General features: G+C 67.7%; 21 protein-coding genes and 1 riboswitch. Of the genes, 9 read left to right on the top strand and 12 right to left on the bottom strand.

The window, feature by feature from the left end; genetic code table 11:
* Positions 1 to 9: 9 nt before the first annotated feature.
* From AB2M62_RS00995 to AB2M62_RS01015, 5 genes are all read right to left on the bottom strand, one after another.
* Positions 10 to 642, bottom strand: coding sequence for a TMEM175 family protein (locus AB2M62_RS00995; protein WP_404337040.1), 633 nt, complete (start codon positions 640 to 642; stop codon positions 10 to 12).
* A gap of 42 nt (positions 643 to 684) precedes the next feature.
* Complete coding sequence (locus AB2M62_RS01000) at positions 685 to 1,257, bottom strand: hypothetical protein (RefSeq protein ID WP_404337041.1); 573 nt, start codon at positions 1,255 to 1,257, stop codon at positions 685 to 687.
* Positions 1,258 to 1,346: 89 nt separating this feature from the next.
* Positions 1,347 to 1,526 (bottom strand): hypothetical protein, encoded by a 180-nt coding sequence (locus AB2M62_RS01005; RefSeq protein WP_404337042.1) that lies wholly within the window; start codon positions 1,524 to 1,526, stop codon positions 1,347 to 1,349.
* A gap of 80 nt (positions 1,527 to 1,606) precedes the next feature.
* Positions 1,607 to 2,797: a glycosyltransferase gene (locus AB2M62_RS01010; RefSeq protein ID WP_404337043.1), complete on the bottom strand. Its 1,191-nt coding sequence runs from the start codon at positions 2,795 to 2,797 to the stop codon at positions 1,607 to 1,609.
* Between the two features lie 50 nt (positions 2,798 to 2,847).
* Positions 2,848 to 3,204 carry a glycine zipper 2TM domain-containing protein gene (locus AB2M62_RS01015; RefSeq protein ID WP_404337045.1) on the bottom strand — a complete coding sequence of 119 codons (357 nt, stop codon included), beginning with the start codon at positions 3,202 to 3,204 and terminating at the stop codon, positions 2,848 to 2,850.
* A 111-nt stretch (positions 3,205 to 3,315) separates the two neighbouring features.
* On the opposite strand from AB2M62_RS01015, the gene AB2M62_RS01020 reads away from it, so the two are divergent.
* On the top strand, positions 3,316 to 3,741 hold the full coding sequence (locus AB2M62_RS01020) for a cupin domain-containing protein (protein ID WP_404337047.1): 426 nt from the start codon (positions 3,316 to 3,318) through the stop codon (positions 3,739 to 3,741).
* Between the two features lie 848 nt (positions 3,742 to 4,589).
* Here AB2M62_RS01020 and AB2M62_RS01025 read toward each other — a convergent pair.
* The 4 genes from AB2M62_RS01025 to AB2M62_RS01040 form a co-directional block, all read right to left on the bottom strand.
* Positions 4,590 to 5,018, bottom strand: coding sequence for an OsmC family protein (locus AB2M62_RS01025; protein ID WP_404337048.1), 429 nt, complete (start codon positions 5,016 to 5,018; stop codon positions 4,590 to 4,592).
* Between the two features lie 70 nt (positions 5,019 to 5,088).
* The gene (locus AB2M62_RS01030; RefSeq protein ID WP_404337050.1) at positions 5,089 to 5,505 is read right to left on the bottom strand and encodes a glycine zipper 2TM domain-containing protein; all 417 of its coding nucleotides are present in this window, start codon (positions 5,503 to 5,505) and stop codon (positions 5,089 to 5,091) included.
* 57 nt (positions 5,506 to 5,562) lie between these two features.
* Positions 5,563 to 5,970 carry a DUF3597 domain-containing protein gene (locus AB2M62_RS01035; protein WP_404337052.1) on the bottom strand — a complete coding sequence of 136 codons (408 nt, stop codon included), beginning with the start codon at positions 5,968 to 5,970 and terminating at the stop codon, positions 5,563 to 5,565.
* Positions 5,971 to 5,980: 10 nt separating this feature from the next.
* Positions 5,981 to 6,409, bottom strand: a complete 429-nt coding sequence (locus tag AB2M62_RS01040) for a hypothetical protein (protein WP_404337054.1) — start codon at positions 6,407 to 6,409, stop codon at positions 5,981 to 5,983.
* A gap of 107 nt (positions 6,410 to 6,516) precedes the next feature.
* On the opposite strand from AB2M62_RS01040, the gene AB2M62_RS01045 reads away from it, so the two are divergent.
* From AB2M62_RS01045 to AB2M62_RS01075, 7 genes are all read left to right on the top strand, one after another.
* Positions 6,517 to 7,017 (top strand): transcriptional regulator, encoded by a 501-nt coding sequence (locus AB2M62_RS01045; protein ID WP_404337056.1) that lies wholly within the window; start codon positions 6,517 to 6,519, stop codon positions 7,015 to 7,017.
* 74 nt (positions 7,018 to 7,091) lie between these two features.
* Positions 7,092 to 7,475, top strand: a complete 384-nt coding sequence (locus AB2M62_RS01050) for an OsmC family protein (protein ID WP_404337057.1) — start codon at positions 7,092 to 7,094, stop codon at positions 7,473 to 7,475.
* A 55-nt stretch (positions 7,476 to 7,530) separates the two neighbouring features.
* Entirely contained in the window at positions 7,531 to 8,253 is a 723-nt protein-coding gene (locus AB2M62_RS01055; RefSeq protein WP_404337059.1) for a response regulator, read from the top strand.
* The gene (locus tag AB2M62_RS01060; RefSeq protein ID WP_404337061.1) at positions 8,250 to 9,584 is read left to right on the top strand and encodes an ATP-binding protein; all 1,335 of its coding nucleotides are present in this window, start codon (positions 8,250 to 8,252) and stop codon (positions 9,582 to 9,584) included. The genes AB2M62_RS01055 and AB2M62_RS01060 overlap by 4 nt, the downstream gene beginning before the upstream one ends.
* 9 nt (positions 9,585 to 9,593) lie before the next feature.
* Positions 9,594 to 10,604, top strand: a complete 1,011-nt coding sequence (locus tag AB2M62_RS01065) for an SMP-30/gluconolactonase/LRE family protein (protein WP_404337063.1) — start codon at positions 9,594 to 9,596, stop codon at positions 10,602 to 10,604.
* Positions 10,605 to 10,648: 44 nt separating this feature from the next.
* Complete coding sequence (locus AB2M62_RS01070; protein WP_404337064.1) at positions 10,649 to 11,395, top strand: NUDIX hydrolase; 747 nt, start codon at positions 10,649 to 10,651, stop codon at positions 11,393 to 11,395.
* Positions 11,392 to 12,123 (top strand): extensin family protein, encoded by a 732-nt coding sequence (locus AB2M62_RS01075; protein WP_404337066.1) that lies wholly within the window; start codon positions 11,392 to 11,394, stop codon positions 12,121 to 12,123. Before AB2M62_RS01070 ends, AB2M62_RS01075 begins: the two co-directional genes overlap by 4 nt.
* Positions 12,124 to 12,297: 174 nt before the next feature.
* On the opposite strand, the gene AB2M62_RS01080 is transcribed toward AB2M62_RS01075, so the two are convergent.
* The gene (locus AB2M62_RS01080) at positions 12,298 to 12,849 is read right to left on the bottom strand and encodes a hypothetical protein (RefSeq protein ID WP_404337068.1); all 552 of its coding nucleotides are present in this window, start codon (positions 12,847 to 12,849) and stop codon (positions 12,298 to 12,300) included.
* Positions 12,850 to 13,244: 395 nt separating this feature from the next.
* On the opposite strand from AB2M62_RS01080, the gene AB2M62_RS01085 reads away from it, so the two are divergent.
* Positions 13,245 to 13,811 (top strand): CHAP domain-containing protein, encoded by a 567-nt coding sequence (locus AB2M62_RS01085; protein ID WP_404337069.1) that lies wholly within the window; start codon positions 13,245 to 13,247, stop codon positions 13,809 to 13,811.
* An 82-nt stretch (positions 13,812 to 13,893) separates the two neighbouring features.
* Here AB2M62_RS01085 and msrB read toward each other — a convergent pair whose 3' ends face one another.
* The gene (gene msrB / locus AB2M62_RS01090) at positions 13,894 to 14,424 is read right to left on the bottom strand and encodes a peptide-methionine (R)-S-oxide reductase MsrB (protein ID WP_404337070.1); all 531 of its coding nucleotides are present in this window, start codon (positions 14,422 to 14,424) and stop codon (positions 13,894 to 13,896) included.
* On the bottom strand, positions 14,417 to 14,995 hold the full coding sequence (locus AB2M62_RS01095; protein ID WP_404337071.1) for a manganese efflux pump MntP family protein: 579 nt from the start codon (positions 14,993 to 14,995) through the stop codon (positions 14,417 to 14,419). Before AB2M62_RS01095 ends, msrB begins: the two co-directional genes overlap by 8 nt.
* A riboswitch (yybP-ykoY riboswitch) is annotated at positions 14,986 to 15,161 on the bottom strand. It overlaps the preceding gene by 10 nt.
* Positions 15,162 to 15,165: the final 4 nt, after the last annotated feature.

A 15,165-nucleotide genomic window follows, 5' to 3' on the forward strand; every position in this document is an offset into this window, starting at 1 on the left:
CTGGCGAGGTCAGCGCACCGGGCGAAGCCGCACGAGCAGCAACCGCCAGAAGAAGATCGTGATCAGCGCAGGCTGCGCGAAGGCCGGCCAGAACAGCGCGACGACGAAACCGGTGGAGGCGCCCAGAAAGGTCCCGATTCCGCGCTGGCGGATATTGTGGCGGATCGCCGGCGCGACATCCTCGCCGACGACCGGCGGCGCGGTGACGAGGCGCTGGACGCGGATGTTGCACAGCGCTGCGAAAGCCAGCCAGCCGCAATAGAGCGCCACCGGCACCCGATGACCATAATATTCGGACGAGAAGGCGGTGAAGAAGGGGAGCGCCGCGATCGTGAACAGCATCATCAGATTGGCGAAGAGCAGCCGCGGGTCCCAATGCCGCGCGCAGTTGAACGCGCGGTGGTGCCCCGCCCAGAACGCGCCGATAACGTAGAAGGAGATGAGGAAGCTGATGAAGTGCGGCGTCAGATCGGCCAGCGCCTGGAGAAAGGCGTGATCGGTCAGTGGCCCGCTGACATGCGGCACATGGACTTCGATGATCAGCAGCGTGATCGCGATTGCGAATACCGCGTCGGAAAAGAACACCAGTCGCTCGAGCGCGTGCTCGGGCCCGTGAAACTGGATTTGCCGCTTGCCTGCCATCTGCCCCCCGGATTGGATGTCCGGAGGGCTTTTAGCAAAGGATCAGCCGTCCGTCTTGGTCGGCTTGGGCTTGGCCGGCGCCTTGGGGGTGGCGCGGCGCGTGGCGCGGGGCTTGGCGGCGGTGTCGCCGGATTTGGTCGCAGCAGGCGCGGCGGGCTTGGCGGCCGGTTTGGCCGTGCGGCGCGCGGCGGAGGACTTGGTGCCCGTCGCATCACCCGCCGGCTTGGCGGCGCGGCGCCTCGGCGGCGGCGCGGCGGTCACGGCTTCCGCTGCAGGGGCAGCGGCCGCGGCAGGCTTGCGGGTGCGCTTGACCACGGGCTTGGCGATCGCGGCGACGACGTCGGCAGCGGCGTGGGCGACCTGATCGACGGTGTCCTCAGCCTTTTTGGCGACGTCTTCGGCGCTTTTCTGCGCCTTGGGCTCGTTGCGAAGGCGGGCGGCGAGGGCGACCAATCCGGCGGCGAGCAGATCCGCCACCACAGGATGCTGGGAAAGATCGGTCAGCTTGCTGCGGATGCCCTTGGGGAGCTTCACGCCTGCGATCGTCTTGGGAATGAACGAAGTTTTCGCTTCGCTCTTGGACTCGCCACTCGGTTTCTTCTTCTTGCCGGCCATGCATCATCTCCGCGCTTCGTGACGGCAGTGTCACGGACGAGCGCCACCTGAGTCAACGCCGTATCGCGCGGAGAGTGCCGTGCCCCGTATCAGTGCAGCGTATCGCGTTCGAAAACGATCTCGAAGACGGGATAGTCCTCGTCATCGTCCTCGTCATATTCGCTTTCGGCGATCGTGCCGCCGGCGGTTTCGGAGGGAGTGGTCGCCGGACCTTCAGCGGGGTCGGCATCGCAAACGAAGTCCGACTTTCGGCGAGCGGGCTCGGCCATCCTATCCTCCATCATACCCACTCCAGAGGACGAACGGTGGACGGCGGCGGTCGTTCCGCCCGAGCATCCTTATTGCGACGTCATGCCGCCAGTGCGCGGTGGTGCCCATCGACGAGATGCTGGAGCCAGGCGTGGAGATACGCGCTGTTCGCCGCCCAGGTGAACGGCTCGGCGACGGCGCGGACCGAGGCGCGATCGGGGGCAGCAGCCAGCGTCGCGGCGATCGCTTCGGCAAAGGCTTCGGGCGACCGTTCGGCGATGCGGCCGCCGGGGCTGTCGCCGGACAGCACCTGGCGCGCGCCGCCGACATCGGGGATCACGATCGGGGTGCCGCTGGCGATCGCCTCGAGCCAGGCATTGGCAAGGCCTTCGCGCTCGGAAGCAAGCGCCATGACATCCGCCGCGGCAAGAATGCGGGCGAGCTCGGCATGCGGTATCGCGCCGAGCAGCCGGACGCGATCGGCGATGCCGCGCTGGGCGATGTGGCGGGCGAGCTGCGCGCGGTGGGGGCCTTCGCCGGCGATCCACAATTGCGCGCCGGGGAGCGACGCGACCGCGTCGAGGACGATCTCGTGCCCCTTGAGCGGGATCAGCGCGCCGATCGAGAGGATGAGCGGGCCGGCAATGCCGAGCTCGGCCTTGGCCTCGGCGCGATCGCGTAGCGCGAAGCGCGTGAGATCTACGCCGGTGACGATGGTCCGGATGCGCTCGGCCGGCATGCCCAGCGCCACCATGTCCCCGGCCATCGCATCGGAAACGGCGACGAGCCCGTCGGCGGCGCGGCCGGCGTTGCGGATCTGCGCGGCGGTGCCGGGGCGGTACGCCCAGCGGTGGATGTCCGATCCGCGCGCCTTGATCGACACCGGCACGCCGAAGCGGCGGCCGAGCTCGACTGCGGCGACGCCATCAGGGAAGAAGAATTCGGCGGCGATGACGTCGAAGGCAAAGTCGCGGCGGATATCGGCGAGGAGCGGAGTCAGCGCGCGCACGATCGCGGCGGCGTGGAAGCGGCCACCGGTCGCCGGCAGGTTGAGGAAGCGCGGGCGATCGACGCGCAGGCCGTTCCACTGCTCATGCGCGGGAAGCGCGGCGAGCCGGCGGTAGCGCGGCAGCAAGGCGAGCGGCGCCGGGGGCAGGCCCAGCGGCGCGACGACGCGCACGGCGACATCCGCACGCGCGGCGAGCGCCTTGGTCTGGCGCTCGACGAAAATCCCGAAATGGGGTCGCGACGCATCCGGAAAGAGCGTCGACAAAACGAGTATGCGGAGCATGGGTCAACCTCTAGCAGATAGAGGTTAACTCCATGCTCCGCGCGCAATCGTTAGCGGCAGCGGCGGCCGTTGTTGCTGCCGCTCCGCTCGATCTCGCGGCCGGCGAGAGCCCCGGCAACCGCGCCGAGCACGGTGCCGCCGGTGCGGTCGCCGCGGGTGTCGATCGTGCGGCCGACCAGGGCGCCGCCGACTGCGCCGACCACGAGGCCGGTGGTGCCGTCCGACTTGCGGCAATAGCGGCGGCCGTCGCGGCCGCGCCACTCGCGATACTGGTAGCGCTTGCCATGGCGCTGATAGCTGGGTGCGCCGGCATAAGCCGACTTGGCCTCGGCCTTGGCGGCCGGAAGAACGGCGGCGGCAGGAAGCGCCAGCGACACGGCGCCGAGCGCCATCAGAAGGTTACGCATATCTTTAACTCCCCTTATGGGTTTCCGATTGAAGCTGGACACTCAACGAGCCTTGCCTAGGCCCGGTTGCATGAACCCAAAACTACACGCCGGTCAGCGGAGCGAAAGCTAATGGATGACGCACGGGAAATCATCGCCAAGCTCGGCCTCGCACCGCATCCCGAAGGCGGCTGGTATCGGGAAACCTGGCGCGCGCCCTCTGGTTCCAAGGAGCGCTCGGCGGGCACTGCAATCCAGTTCCTGCTCGAGGCGGGGCAGCGCTCGCACTGGCACCGTGTCGATGCCGACGAGCTGTGGCTATGGCATGCCGGCGATCCGCTCGACCTGCTGATCGAGGGCGAGCAGGGGATCGCGCAGATCCGGCTTGGCGGCGACGTGCTCCGCGGCGACGTGCCCCAGGCGCGCGTGCCGGCGGGCCGCTGGCAATCGACCGAGGCGCGCGCCGGCTGGGGGCTCGTCAGCTGCGTGGTGGTCCCCGGCTTCGATTTCGCCGGATTCGAGCTCGCCCCGCCCGGCTGGAGCCCCGCGAAGGGCTGACCCGGACTTGTCCCCAGTATCCACGTTATCCACAGCACGGCGGCCGATTTTGCCCTTTGCGCAACTCGCGATCGGTGACAGCATCAGGCTTGTAAGAAGGCGGTGAGGCGGCGGGAAACCAACGCGAAACCAAGGACTTACACCGGATCTAGCGGTTGCTGTTGCCTTCGGGAACCACGCCGTGCGAACCGGGGATGCGAAAGCTCCGAACCGTGCCGAAAGCCGAGCGAAGCGCAAGCCGAGCGACGCTATCGACGCAGGGCGGAGAGGGGATCGACGCCGAGACGGGGTGCGCAAGCATCGGGTCTGGCAAGTTCCCCGGCCGGGGACGAATCGCAGTTCCGCGCAAGCGGCGCAACGACGGAGGAACCGGCCCGATGATGGGATGCTCTCGATGCTGCGCAAGCGGCTTCGCAAAGCGGTTCGATCGGGACTCTTGCGCATCCAGCAAGGCTTGGCAGCGCGTCCTTCGGGATGCTTGCCAAGCGGGCTATCGGAGCCGAAGTGGCGGCGGGTCTTCGGACGAGCCGGCCCTTCTTGCCGAGATGGCTGACGCAATGCCCGCATGCCCTTGCCGGCGCGGGCGGCGCTGCCGCCGAAACCAGGTCGAAGGTCCTCCCGGACCCACGGCCGCAGTCCGGCGACATGGGGACTGGCAGCGATGCCGGTCCCCTTTTGCGTTCTCGGCGCGCCGACCCGAGGCTCTCAACCTCGGATTGATTCTGCCCGGCTTGCCCGCCTCAGCTCCGCGCAGCGCGGTATCGAAGGCACCCACGTCGCGCCGGCCGCGAGAGTGATATTTGGTTCGTCGAATGAATATTGGCAAACCAAATAGGCGCTTAACGAAATTAGCGAAGTTCGAATTCCAGGCCGATTTCGGCCTTGAGCAGCTTCGAGACCGGGCAATTGGCCTCGGCCCCGCGCGCGAGCTTTTCAAATTGTTCGGGTGAAATGCCGGGGACTTCGGCGACCAGCTTGAGGTCCGAGCGGGTGATCGCGAAGCCGCCATCGCCATCGGGATCGAGCTTGACCGCGGCTGTGGTCTCGAGGCTGCCGTCGGTGAAGCCGGCCCGGGCGAGTGCGAAGCTGAGCGCCATGGTGAAACAGCCGGCATGCGCAGCGGCGACCAGCTCCTCTGGATTGGTGCCCTTTTCGTCGCCGAAGCGAGTGTTGAAGCTGTAGGGCGTGGCGTCGAGCACGCCCGACTGGGTGTCGAGCTGGCCCTTGCCTTCCTTGCCGAAGCCTTGATAGCGGGCAGTGGCGGTACGTGACGTCATGGCGGACTCCCTTCTGGCTGAGGCCCCCATCTAGGATGGAGCGACCCCAGCCAAAAGAGGCCCATTCGGGTTAGCGGCAGCGCACGTCGCGATTGTTCTGGTTGTTGCGGTCGACCGACGAGCCGACAGCGGCACCCGCAGCGGCGCCGAGCAGCGTGCCGAGCGTCTCGGACCCGCCGGGCGCGATGATGTTGCCCAGCACGCCGCCGGCGATCCCGCCGACGATCAGCCCCGTGGTGCCGTCCGAGCGGCGGCAATAATAGCGACCGTCATTGCCGCGATAGACGCGGTCGTTGCGCGAGATGCGGCGTTCCCGATAGCGTTGATCGTCGCGATAATAGCGCCCTGCATCGTAGCCGCCGTACGACGGATCCGGACGGTTCCAGTCATAGCTGCGATAGCCCGCCGAATTGGGCCCCGCACCATAATCGGTGCAGCCGGTCAGCGCTGCCGCCGCCGCGAGTGCGGCCAAAGTGATCTTGTGCATTTTCTCTCTCCCAAGCGTCCCCACCAGACAATGTCCGGCGGGCGCAATGGTTGCGGATCAGTCCTTGAGCGAAGCCGGCACGGTGCCGCCATTCTTCTCGAGCGCCTGCATCACGGCCTTGTGCAGCCAGATGTTCATCTCCGCCGAGCCATCCTTGGCGCCCGTATAGCCAAGCTCGGTCGCCAGCTCCTTGCGGTTGTCCAGGCTGGAATCGAGATCGAGCAGCTTCATCAGATCGACGATCGAGCTGCGCCAGTTGAGGTCGGGATCGCCCTTTTGCGCTGCGATGGCGACGAGCACTGCCTCGACGTCCACCGGCTGGGCCGGGGCCGGGGCGACCGCGACCGCGGCCGGAGCAGCCTGTGCGGGTGCCGCCGGCGCGGGAGCGGCAGGCGCAGCGGGCGCGGATGCCTGCGCCTTGGGATGGCCGAAGATGGCGTCGCGGATCTTGCCGAAAATGCTCATCGATGGCTCCTTATGATTGTGCTGCGTTGAGCCGTTCGGGCTCCTGGGCCTGGCCGCAGACCAGCGTAGGCGCCTGGCCGCCGGCAAGGGCGGGGCGGAACTGGTCGCGCTCGCTGGCGGGAACCGCCGCCGTGGGATCGGGACGGAAATCGACCGGCGCGCGCTCCGAGCCATCGGGATGCGCATCGGTATAGAGATCGGTCGGGACATGCTCGCCATCGCGCGGCATGCGACGGATCAGCTGGTAGAGGCCGTAGGCGCCCGCTGCTAGGACGCTGACCGCGGCGCCGATCGACACGGCGCCAAACGCGGAGCCGCGGCTGCGCGTCTTGGCCGGGGCCGCCTTGGCGCGGCGCGGCGCGCGCGGCTTTGCCGTGGTCGCTGCCTTGGTGCCGGCGGCGCGCTTGGTGCGCGGTTTGGAATCAGTGCGGGTTGCCATATTGACCTTCCGATATGTGGGGTTCGGCAGGTTCAACGGGCGGTGATGCGGCGTGTTCCGGCGCGACGCACGATGCAGCCTGTGGCAGCGCCGGGCGTTGAGCGGCGATGCGCGTGTTTCTCGACTTCGAAGCATCCTCGCTCGCCAAGCGCAGCTATCCGGTCGAAGTCGCCTGGGTCTTCGAGGATGGACGTGGCGACGCGCATCTCATCCGCCCGGCGCCGGGCTGGGACGATTGGGATGCCGAGGCCGAGGCAATCCATCGCATCCCCCGCGCGACACTCACCGCCGAAGGCGTGCCGCACGACGCTGTGGCCGCGCAGATGGTGGCGGACCTTGCCGGTCACGATCTTCTGGCGAGCGCGCCTTCGTGGGACGGCAAATGGCTGAGCGTGCTGCTGCGCGCGGCCGGGCTGCCGCGGCACAGCCTGCGGCTGCGCGGCAGCGACGCTGCGATGGCCGAAGCCGCAGCGGCAATTTTGGGCGAGGTTGCAGCGCGCGACGCGCTGGTGGCGGATATCCTTGCCCGAACCGAGTTGAGGGACGGGTGCCGGCCCATCGCGCGCTGGCCGATGCCGAGGCCGAACGCCAGCGCTGGTTCGCCGTGATGGCGGAAACGCGCCGCGTTGCGGTTTCGCGCGGCTGAATGCTAGGCACGGCGCACCCTGAAGGAGCGTTGCCCGTGACTGAAGCCATCGCCCATATCGGCCAGGACCGCTATTCGACGAAGATCGATATCGGCACGCGCAGCCTGATGGCCGACGAGCCGCCGTCGCGCGGCGGGGGCGACACCGGCCCCGCGCCTTATGAGCTGCTGCTCGCCAGCCTGGGCGCGTGCACCGCGATCACGCTGCGCATGTATGCCGATCGCAAGCAATGGCCGCTCGCTTCGCTCGACGTGCAATTGCGGCTCCACGGGCAGGGCGAGACGCTGCGGATCGAACGCGTCCTTGCGCCTACGGGCCTCGAACCCGAGCAGAATGCCCGGCTGGCCGAGATCGCCGAGCGCACCCCGGTGACGCTGACCCTCAAGCACGGCGTGCCAATCGATACCAAGCTGGTCTGATCGGGAAATATTTTCGGACCCACATCTGGCCCCATTTGTCGTAGAAGATCGACTCATGAACGCAATCACCCCCGCTGCCGATGACCCCGCCACGCTGCTGGTCGTCGATGACGATCGCGATATCCGCCTGCTTCTCGCCAATAGCCTCGGCGCGCGCGGCTATCGGGTGGAGACGGCCTCCAACACGCGAGACATGGACGATATTCTCGCCAAGACGCCGGTCGATCTGGTGATCCTCGACGTGATGATGCCCGGCGAGGACGGGCTTTCGGCATGCCGAAGGATTGCCCGCCAGGACGGTCCCGAAGTCATCTTCCTCAGCGCGCTGGGCGACGAGCAGGACCGGATCCTCGGCCTCGAAGTCGGCGCGGGCCATTATCTGCCCAAGCCTTGCAGCCCGCGTGAAATCCTGGCGACGGTGCGCGCGGCGCTGCGCAAGCGCGGCGCGATGCCGGCAGCCGAGGGCGACGTCTACACGTTCGAAGGCTGGCGGATCGACCTGGGCAGCCACGAGCTGTTCGATCCCGATGGCGTGCTGGTCGGCCTGACCGACGGCGAGTTCGCGGTGCTGCGCGTGTTCATCGAGCGGCCGCGCCGCGTGCTCACCCGCGAAGCACTGCTCGCCGCGGCGCGGGGGCCCGATTCGGATGCCTATGACCGCGCGATCGACGTCCAGGTCAGCCGGCTGCGGCGCAAGCTGCGTTCGGGCGGCGACGAGATCATCCGCACCGTGCGCAACGAGGGCTATCTGTTCGTGCCGCGAGTCCAGCGCGCGTGACCTTTACCAGGGGCGCGGCAAGATCGCCGCTGTTCCTGCGCGTTCTCACGCTCATGCTGTTGTGCGTGGGCGTGGTCCAGCTGATGAACGTGGTGATGCTCGTCGCGGTGCAGACCCCGTCGCAGAAGGTCTATACGGTCGGCGAAATTGTCGATTCCATGACCACCGGCCGCGACCATGAAGGCGACTTCTCGGTATCGCAGGTCGCCGAAATCCAGCGTAGCCGTTGGAACCCGCGCGGCGAGCGCATCCAGCTCGCGCTCGCGACCGCGCTGGGCGTGCCCATCGAGCGCGTGGAGATTCGCTTCCCGCGCCCGTTCCTTTCCCGCGAACAAATCTATGACCGCGCCGGCATTCCCCATCCGGCGGCACCACCGACGGCTGCGATGGCACGCGGCGTCGCCGTGATCGGTAGCTTTTCGGCCGCGCTCAAGCGGCCCGATGGCAGCTGGGTGCGCGTCGAGCCGGCGCGTGGCTTCGAGCCGTGGCGGTGGTTCGTTCTGGTATGGCTGGTCTTGTCGGCGATCGCGGTCGGGCCGTTCGCCTGGGCGCTTGCGCACCGGCTGGCCAAGCCGATCGGGGCCTTTGCCGAAGCCGCCGAACGGCTGGGGCGCGATCCGCGCGCGGCGCCGCTGGCGCTCGGCGGCCCCCCCGAGATCGCCGAGGCGGCGGCGGCGTTCAACCAGATGCAGGCGCGGCTCAATCGCTATGTCGACGATCGCACGCTGGTGATCGGGGCGCTGGCGCACGATCTACGCACCCCCCTGATGCGGCTGGGGTTGCGGCTGGAGGACGCCCCGGAGGGCGTGCGTGCCGCTTGCGAGAGCGATATTCGCGACATGCAGGCGATGATCTCGGCGACGCTCGCTTATGTGCGCGACACTGGCCAGCCGGCGCAACGCCGTCCGCTCGATCTGCGCTCGCTCGCCGAGACGATCACCGACGATCTGAGCGACCGCGGCGAGGCGGTGTCGCTGACGCCGGGCGACCCGGTGGTGGTCGACGGCAATTCAGCGGCGCTCAAGTCGATGCTCTCCAACCTGGTCAGCAACGCGGTCAAATATGCCGGCGGGGCCGAGGTCTCGCTCGCGCTGGCAGAGGGGCAGGCGACGCTGGAGGTGCGGGATCATGGGCCTGGGATACCACCGGGCGATCTCGACCATGTCTTCGAGCCCTTTTTCCGCGGCGAACGTTCGCGCAATCGGGATACCGGCGGGATCGGGCTGGGGCTGGCGAGCGCGCGCGCCGTGGCGCGGGCGCATGGCGGCGACATAACATTGGCCAACGCGGTCGATGGGGGACTGAGGGCGCGCGTTACGCTGCCGGTTTAGGAGATGAGAATGAAGCTCGAACTATCGCGCCGGGCGTGCCTGGCCGGACTGGCGGCGCTGCCGATCGCGACCTCGGCGCGCGCGGAGAAAGTGGGATCGATCCAGCGCTTCGATCCCGAACTGGACACCATCGTCGATGTCGACACGCCGATCGACGTGATCGCGATCGGCATCCAATGGGCCGAAGGCCCCGTCTGGGTGAAGCAGGGCAGCTATCTGCTCTTTTCCGATCCGCCCGCGAACACCGCGTTCCGCTGGAAGGAAGGCGAGGGCAAGAGCGTTTTCCGCAAGCCTTCCGGGCTGGTCGGGCCGATTCCGGCGGGGGTGCGCGAGGCGGGATCGAACGGCATGGCGCTGGACGGAAAGGGCCGGCTGGTGATCGCCGACAGCGGCACCCGCGCGATCACGCGCGTCGACCTGGCCACGGGCAAGCGGACGATCCTTGCCGATCGCTACAAGGGCAAGCGGTTCAACAGCTGCAACGACGTCGTCATCGCGCGATCGGGTGCGATCTATTTCACCGATCCGCCCTATGGGCTGACCGAGGGCGACAATTCGCCGCTCAAGGAACTGCCCTATAACGGCGTCTATCGGCTCGACACCGATGGCAAGGTCACGCTGCTCGACTCGAGCCTGAGCCGGCCCAACGGCATCGGCCTCTCGCCCGACGAGCGCACGATGTATGTCAGCATGTCCGACGAGGCCCGGCCGCAGATCCTCGCCTATCCGCTCGGCGCGGACGGCTTGCCGGGCGGCGCGCGCGTGCTTCGCGACTTCAGCAGCGAGCTCGCGGCGAAGCTACCCGGCCTGCCCGATGGGATGAAGGTCGGCGCGAGCGGTCACCTGTTCGCCAGCGGTCCCGGTGGCATCCACATCCTCGCGCCCGATGGCCGCAAGCTGGGCACGATCGTCACCGGCGAGGCCGCGGCGAACTGCGTGTTCGGCGAGGATGGCAAGACGCTGTTCGTCACGTCGAGCGATATGGTCGTTCGGCTCCGGCTCAAGATCTCGGGCTGGTGACGGTCGCGGTTGTGGCCCGCGCGCACCGACCCTAGATCGGGGGCATGGCCGAGCCCGAGGCAATTCCTGCCGCGACCGTGATCGTGATGCGCGATGTCGTCGGCGGCGCGCCCGAGTTGCTCATGGTCGAGCGGGCCCGCGCGATGGCGTTTGCGGGCGGAGCGCTGGTGTTTCCGGGCGGGCGCGTCGATCCGGGCGACCATGTGCTCGCGGCGCGGCTGGGCGGTGAGGCCGAGGAGACCGCTTCGCGCATCGCCGCGATACGCGAGACGCTGGAAGAAGCGGGCGTCGCCGTCGGGCTGAAGATCGCGGCCGACGCGATTCCCGGCGTTCGCCGCGCGGTCTATGCCGGCACTCCGTTCGGTGCGCTGCTCGACGGCGCGGATGCGCGGCTCGTGCTCGATGCGTTGATCCCGTTCGCTCGCTGGCTTCCCGCGGGCGTGCACCACAAGGTTTTCGACACGCGTTTCTATCTCGCCCGGGCGCCCGAGGACGCGGCGCCGCTGGTCGATGGCAACGAGAATGTCCGTGTGTTCTGGGCCAGCGCTGCCGACGTGCTGGCCATGGCCGATCGCGGCGAGGCAATGATCATCTTCCCCACCCGGCGCAATCTCGAACGGCTGGCGCGGTTCGGAAGCTTCGACGCGGCAGTGGCCGATGCCGCGGCGCATCCGGTGAGCACCGTCACGCCGTGGATCGAAATGCGCAACGGCGCCGAGCATCTCTGCATTCCCGACGATCTCGGCTATCCCGTGACCGCCGAGCGGCTCGACCGCGCGATCCGGGCATGACCTGGGTACGCCGCGGCTTGCGCGTCGCGATCTGGCTGCTGGTGGTGATCGGTATCGGCTTCGGCCTCTATGCGATGCTGCGCAACCGGCCGCAGGACCTGCCCTGGACCAAGCTCGATCTCGGCGAGCCAGTGGGGGTATTCACCGGGCGCAAGCTGGTGGGCCTGCACGACAATTTCGCCGCGTGCCGCGTGCTGCTGCGCCAGGCGGGGGTGCGCTACACGATGCTGCCGCCGGTGAAGCGCGGCGAGACTTGCGGCTATGCAGACAGCGTGCGGTTCGAGCGCGGGGGATCGCAGGCGATCGATTACGACCCGCGCAGCGTCGGCGTGTCGTGTCCGGTCGCCGCGGGGCTGGCGATGTGGGAGTGGAACGTGCTCCAGCCCGCCGCGGCGAAGCATTTCGGCGCGCGGGTGCAGACGATCGAGCATTACGGATCCTATTCGTGCCGCCGGATCTATGGCCGCAGCGCCGGCGACTGGAGCGAGCATGCCAGCGCCAATGCGCTCGATGTCGCGGCCTTCCGGCTTTCCGACGGTACGCGGATCAGCGTGTTGAAGGACTGGAATGGGGGCGGGGAGAAGGCGGCCTTCCTCCACGAGGTGCGCACCGGCGGATGCAAGCTGTTCGCGACGGTGCTGTCGCCCGACTATAACGCGGCGCATCGCGACCATCTGCACCTCGATCAGGCGTCGCGCGGCGAGATGGGGTGGCGGGCCTGCCGCTGAGTCTGCCCCAGGGGAGGTGAAATCTAATTTCCAGGCATCAAGGCCAAGCGAATGGGGCAACGACGATCGAGTTGTGTGTCGATGTATTCGCATGCCGACGCGATCGCGCGGCTGGTCCTGGATGCAGCAGGGCGACGATCGGCACGGATGCCGATCGTCGGGAGCAGAGTCAGATCAGTTGGGCAGCGCCGCGATGTCGACCTTTTCGACCCATTGCGGGAAGAAGGCCGGCTGACGGTTCGACCAGCCCGAGGCCGTAGCTGCGGCTTCGCTGATCGACTGGAGCAGCTTGCGGCGCAGATCGGGATGAAGGTGCGGAAGCGCCGCCGCCGAGCAGAAGGCCGCCGGGAGCCAGGGGCGCACTTCGGCGCCGATCAACCGCTCATAGAGAAAGCGATAGGCCGAGAATGTGGTGAGCCGGCCCTGGCCGAGATCGAACGCCGTGACGGTGATCAGCGGCGCCATGAACGGCTCGATGCCATCGAGATCGGCATCGTCGGGCAGCAGCGCGCGAACTTCCTCGAGGCGATCGTACATGCGGGACTGGGCGCGGATGCTGGCGGCCTCGACGACATCGCGCGACCAGCGCTCCAGCGCGTCCTGGCGCTCGAGCCCGATATCGAGCGCGCGGCGCACATAACGCTGCGTCGCTGCGCCGAACCCTGCGAATTCCTTCATTTCGGCCAGCGTCATCGCGCCTTCAGCCGGTTTCATCTTGGATGCCATAACCTATGCTCCCACCCCAACGAAAACCCTCCGAGGCTGGATCATGCGGCAGTTTGGTTAACGGGCCGCTTAATCCCGCGTCGTTCCCCGATCATTATAGGAGACTAGAAGGTGTTGCGGCGCAACATTGCTTGCGATGAATCGATTCTGCGCTTGTGGAAAAACACGTAGGTCGCGGCATTTGCGCAACAATGCTGCTGCCGTAACGAATCGCCGCTGGGGCTTGTCCGGAGGGGCATTTCCGCGGTGCAGCGATGCGATTTCGCCCTGTTGAAGGGCTGTTCCGTCAACCCATCGGCTCGCCGCAACGGTTCGTCGGATCGGTCAGCCGCGGGCCTGTACCCCCGTCCTATAGTCTGGTTAGCACCACTCACTACTTCCTGACCGGGGGGTCTATGAATTTTCGTGTTCTCGCAGCGCGCTTTGCGCTGATGGCGGTTTGCGCCCTGATGACTGTCGTTCCGGCCCAGGCCAAGGGCGCCTTCTGGCAGTGCGCTCCCTATGCACGCGAGATCTCCGGCGTGAACATCCATGGCAATGCCTGGACCTGGTGGAGCCAGGCTGCTGGCCGCTACGAGCGGGGCGAGGCGCCCAAGGTCGGCGCGGTGATGTCGTTCCAGCGCACCGGCAAGATGCCGCTCGGGCATGTCGCGATGGTCTCGAAGGTGATCAGCGACCGCGAAGTTCTTCTGACCCATGCCAACTGGTCGCGCCCCGGCGGGATCGAGCGCGACGTTCGCGCTGTCGACGTGTCGCCTGAGGGCGACTGGAGCGAAGTGCGCGTGTGGTTCGGTCCCTCGGGCGGGCTCGGCACCTCGGTCTATCCGGTCAACGGCTTTATCTATTCGGACGAGGCGCCTGACGCGTTCGGCGACCTGCAGATGGCCAAGAAGGCCGACAAGACGCTCGTCGCGTCGCTCGATCTCGATCTGAGCGACCTCAAGCTCGAAGCGGTCAACTAAGCAGCTTCTCCCGCAAGCGGGATGCAGAAAAGCCGAGGCGCGAGCCTCGGCTTTTCTGTTTGCGCCTCACGCGTTCGCGGGGTCAGGCCTTGGGCGTGAAGGTCATCGCCACGCCGTTCATGCAATAGCGCTTGCCGGTCGGGCGCGGGCCATCGTCGAAGACATGGCCGAGATGCCCGCCGCAACGGCGGCACAGCACTTCGGTGCGCGTCATTCCCAGGCTGGGGTCGCTCTTGGTCAACACGGCATTGGGCAGCGGCTGCCAGAAGCTCGGCCAGCCGGTGCCGCTGTCGAACTTGGTGGTCGACGCGAAGAGCGGCTGGGCGCAACCGGCGCAGGCGAAAATGCCGGCGCGATGCTCCTTGTTGAGCGGGCTGGTGAACGGATATTCGGTCGATCCGCGGCGCAGCGTCGCATAGGCGGCGGGGCTCAGCTTCTTCTTCCATTCGGCATCGGTGAGCGTGAACGGGAAGGTCTGCGCGGCCTGAGCAGGGGCGCCACCGCAGGCGGCGGTGAGTGCGCCCAGCGCGGCGACGGTCAACAGGGTGCGGCGATCGGTTTGCATCGCGTGGATGTGGGGCGCGCCGCGGCGCTGCGCAATCGGCTCAGGCATATCCGCCGAGATGTTCGACCAGGATCGCCGATCCGATGATGATCAGCGCGAGCCCGCCCAGCACTTCGACCGTCCGGCCCAGCTTGGATCCGGCGGCGCGGCCGATGCCGAGCCCGATCGTCGTCATCGTGAAGGTCGCAAAGCCGATCGCCGCGGCGATGAGCACGATATTCTCGCCGACCAGCGCCAGCGAGACGCCCACCGCGGCGGCATCGATGCTGGTGCCGATCGCGGTGGCGACGAGAACGAGCCCGGCACGCCATCCCGAAGCGAGCGCGGGGGCCACGGGTTCGGCCTCGTCGCGGTGGAGCGCCTCCCAGATCATCCGGCCGCCGACGACCGCGAGCAGCAGAAAGGCCACCCAGTGATCCACCGCTCCGATGAAGCTGGCCGTGGCGATGCCGATGGCCCAGCCGAGCAAGGGAGTAATGGCCTCAACCACGCCGAAGACGAGCCCGCCCTTGAGCGCGCCGAACCAGTTCGGGCGGGTCGAGGCGCCGCGCGCGATCGATGCGGCGAATGCGTCGGCGGACATGCTGAGCGAGAGGGCGGCGATACCGAAGGGAGACATGCGCGAAACTCACCGGACGAGCGACAGCGTCATCGCGCCCGGCCGGATCGGGCGTGATGCACGCTGGTCTCGCAAGGCGGATGGTCCCGCTGATCGCGCCATGCGCCGAAGCGCAAGTGTGTTGACGCGATCTCAGCCTAAAGGCCGAAAGCTACTCCCCAACAGGGGCT

The organism is Sphingomonas sp. MMS12-HWE2-04 (assembly GCF_044881185.1).
In the GTDB taxonomy this organism is placed as follows: Bacteria; Pseudomonadota; Alphaproteobacteria; order Sphingomonadales; family Sphingomonadaceae; genus Sphingomonas.

Coding starts and splice junctions, on each gene's coding strand:
- AB2M62_RS01005 (WP_404337042.1), bottom strand. CDS start 1,526: ATGGCCGAGCCCGCTCGCCGAAAGTCGGACTTCGTTTGCGATGCCGAC.
- AB2M62_RS01075 (WP_404337066.1), top strand. CDS start 11,392: ATGACCTGGGTACGCCGCGGCTTGCGCGTCGCGATCTGGCTGCTGGTG.
- AB2M62_RS01045 (WP_404337056.1), top strand. CDS start 6,517: ATGCGCGTGTTTCTCGACTTCGAAGCATCCTCGCTCGCCAAGCGCAGC.
- AB2M62_RS01040 (WP_404337054.1), bottom strand. CDS start 6,409: ATGGCAACCCGCACTGATTCCAAACCGCGCACCAAGCGCGCCGCCGGC.
- AB2M62_RS01065 (WP_404337063.1), top strand. CDS start 9,594: ATGAAGCTCGAACTATCGCGCCGGGCGTGCCTGGCCGGACTGGCGGCG.
- AB2M62_RS01020 (WP_404337047.1), top strand. CDS start 3,316: ATGGATGACGCACGGGAAATCATCGCCAAGCTCGGCCTCGCACCGCAT.
- AB2M62_RS01055 (WP_404337059.1), top strand. CDS start 7,531: ATGAACGCAATCACCCCCGCTGCCGATGACCCCGCCACGCTGCTGGTC.
- AB2M62_RS01085 (WP_404337069.1), top strand. CDS start 13,245: ATGAATTTTCGTGTTCTCGCAGCGCGCTTTGCGCTGATGGCGGTTTGC.
- AB2M62_RS00995 (WP_404337040.1), bottom strand. CDS start 642: ATGGCAGGCAAGCGGCAAATCCAGTTTCACGGGCCCGAGCACGCGCTC.
- AB2M62_RS01070 (WP_404337064.1), top strand. CDS start 10,649: ATGGCCGAGCCCGAGGCAATTCCTGCCGCGACCGTGATCGTGATGCGC.
- AB2M62_RS01095 (WP_404337071.1), bottom strand. CDS start 14,995: ATGTCTCCCTTCGGTATCGCCGCCCTCTCGCTCAGCATGTCCGCCGAC.
- AB2M62_RS01000 (WP_404337041.1), bottom strand. CDS start 1,257: ATGGCCGGCAAGAAGAAGAAACCGAGTGGCGAGTCCAAGAGCGAAGCG.
- AB2M62_RS01080 (WP_404337068.1), bottom strand. CDS start 12,849: ATGGCATCCAAGATGAAACCGGCTGAAGGCGCGATGACGCTGGCCGAA.
- AB2M62_RS01025 (WP_404337048.1), bottom strand. CDS start 5,018: ATGACGTCACGTACCGCCACTGCCCGCTATCAAGGCTTCGGCAAGGAA.
- AB2M62_RS01035 (WP_404337052.1), bottom strand. CDS start 5,970: ATGAGCATTTTCGGCAAGATCCGCGACGCCATCTTCGGCCATCCCAAG.
- msrB (WP_404337070.1), bottom strand. CDS start 14,424: ATGCCTGAGCCGATTGCGCAGCGCCGCGGCGCGCCCCACATCCACGCG.
- AB2M62_RS01015 (WP_404337045.1), bottom strand. CDS start 3,204: ATGCGTAACCTTCTGATGGCGCTCGGCGCCGTGTCGCTGGCGCTTCCT.
- AB2M62_RS01010 (WP_404337043.1), bottom strand. CDS start 2,797: ATGCTCCGCATACTCGTTTTGTCGACGCTCTTTCCGGATGCGTCGCGA.
- AB2M62_RS01030 (WP_404337050.1), bottom strand. CDS start 5,505: ATGCACAAGATCACTTTGGCCGCACTCGCGGCGGCGGCAGCGCTGACC.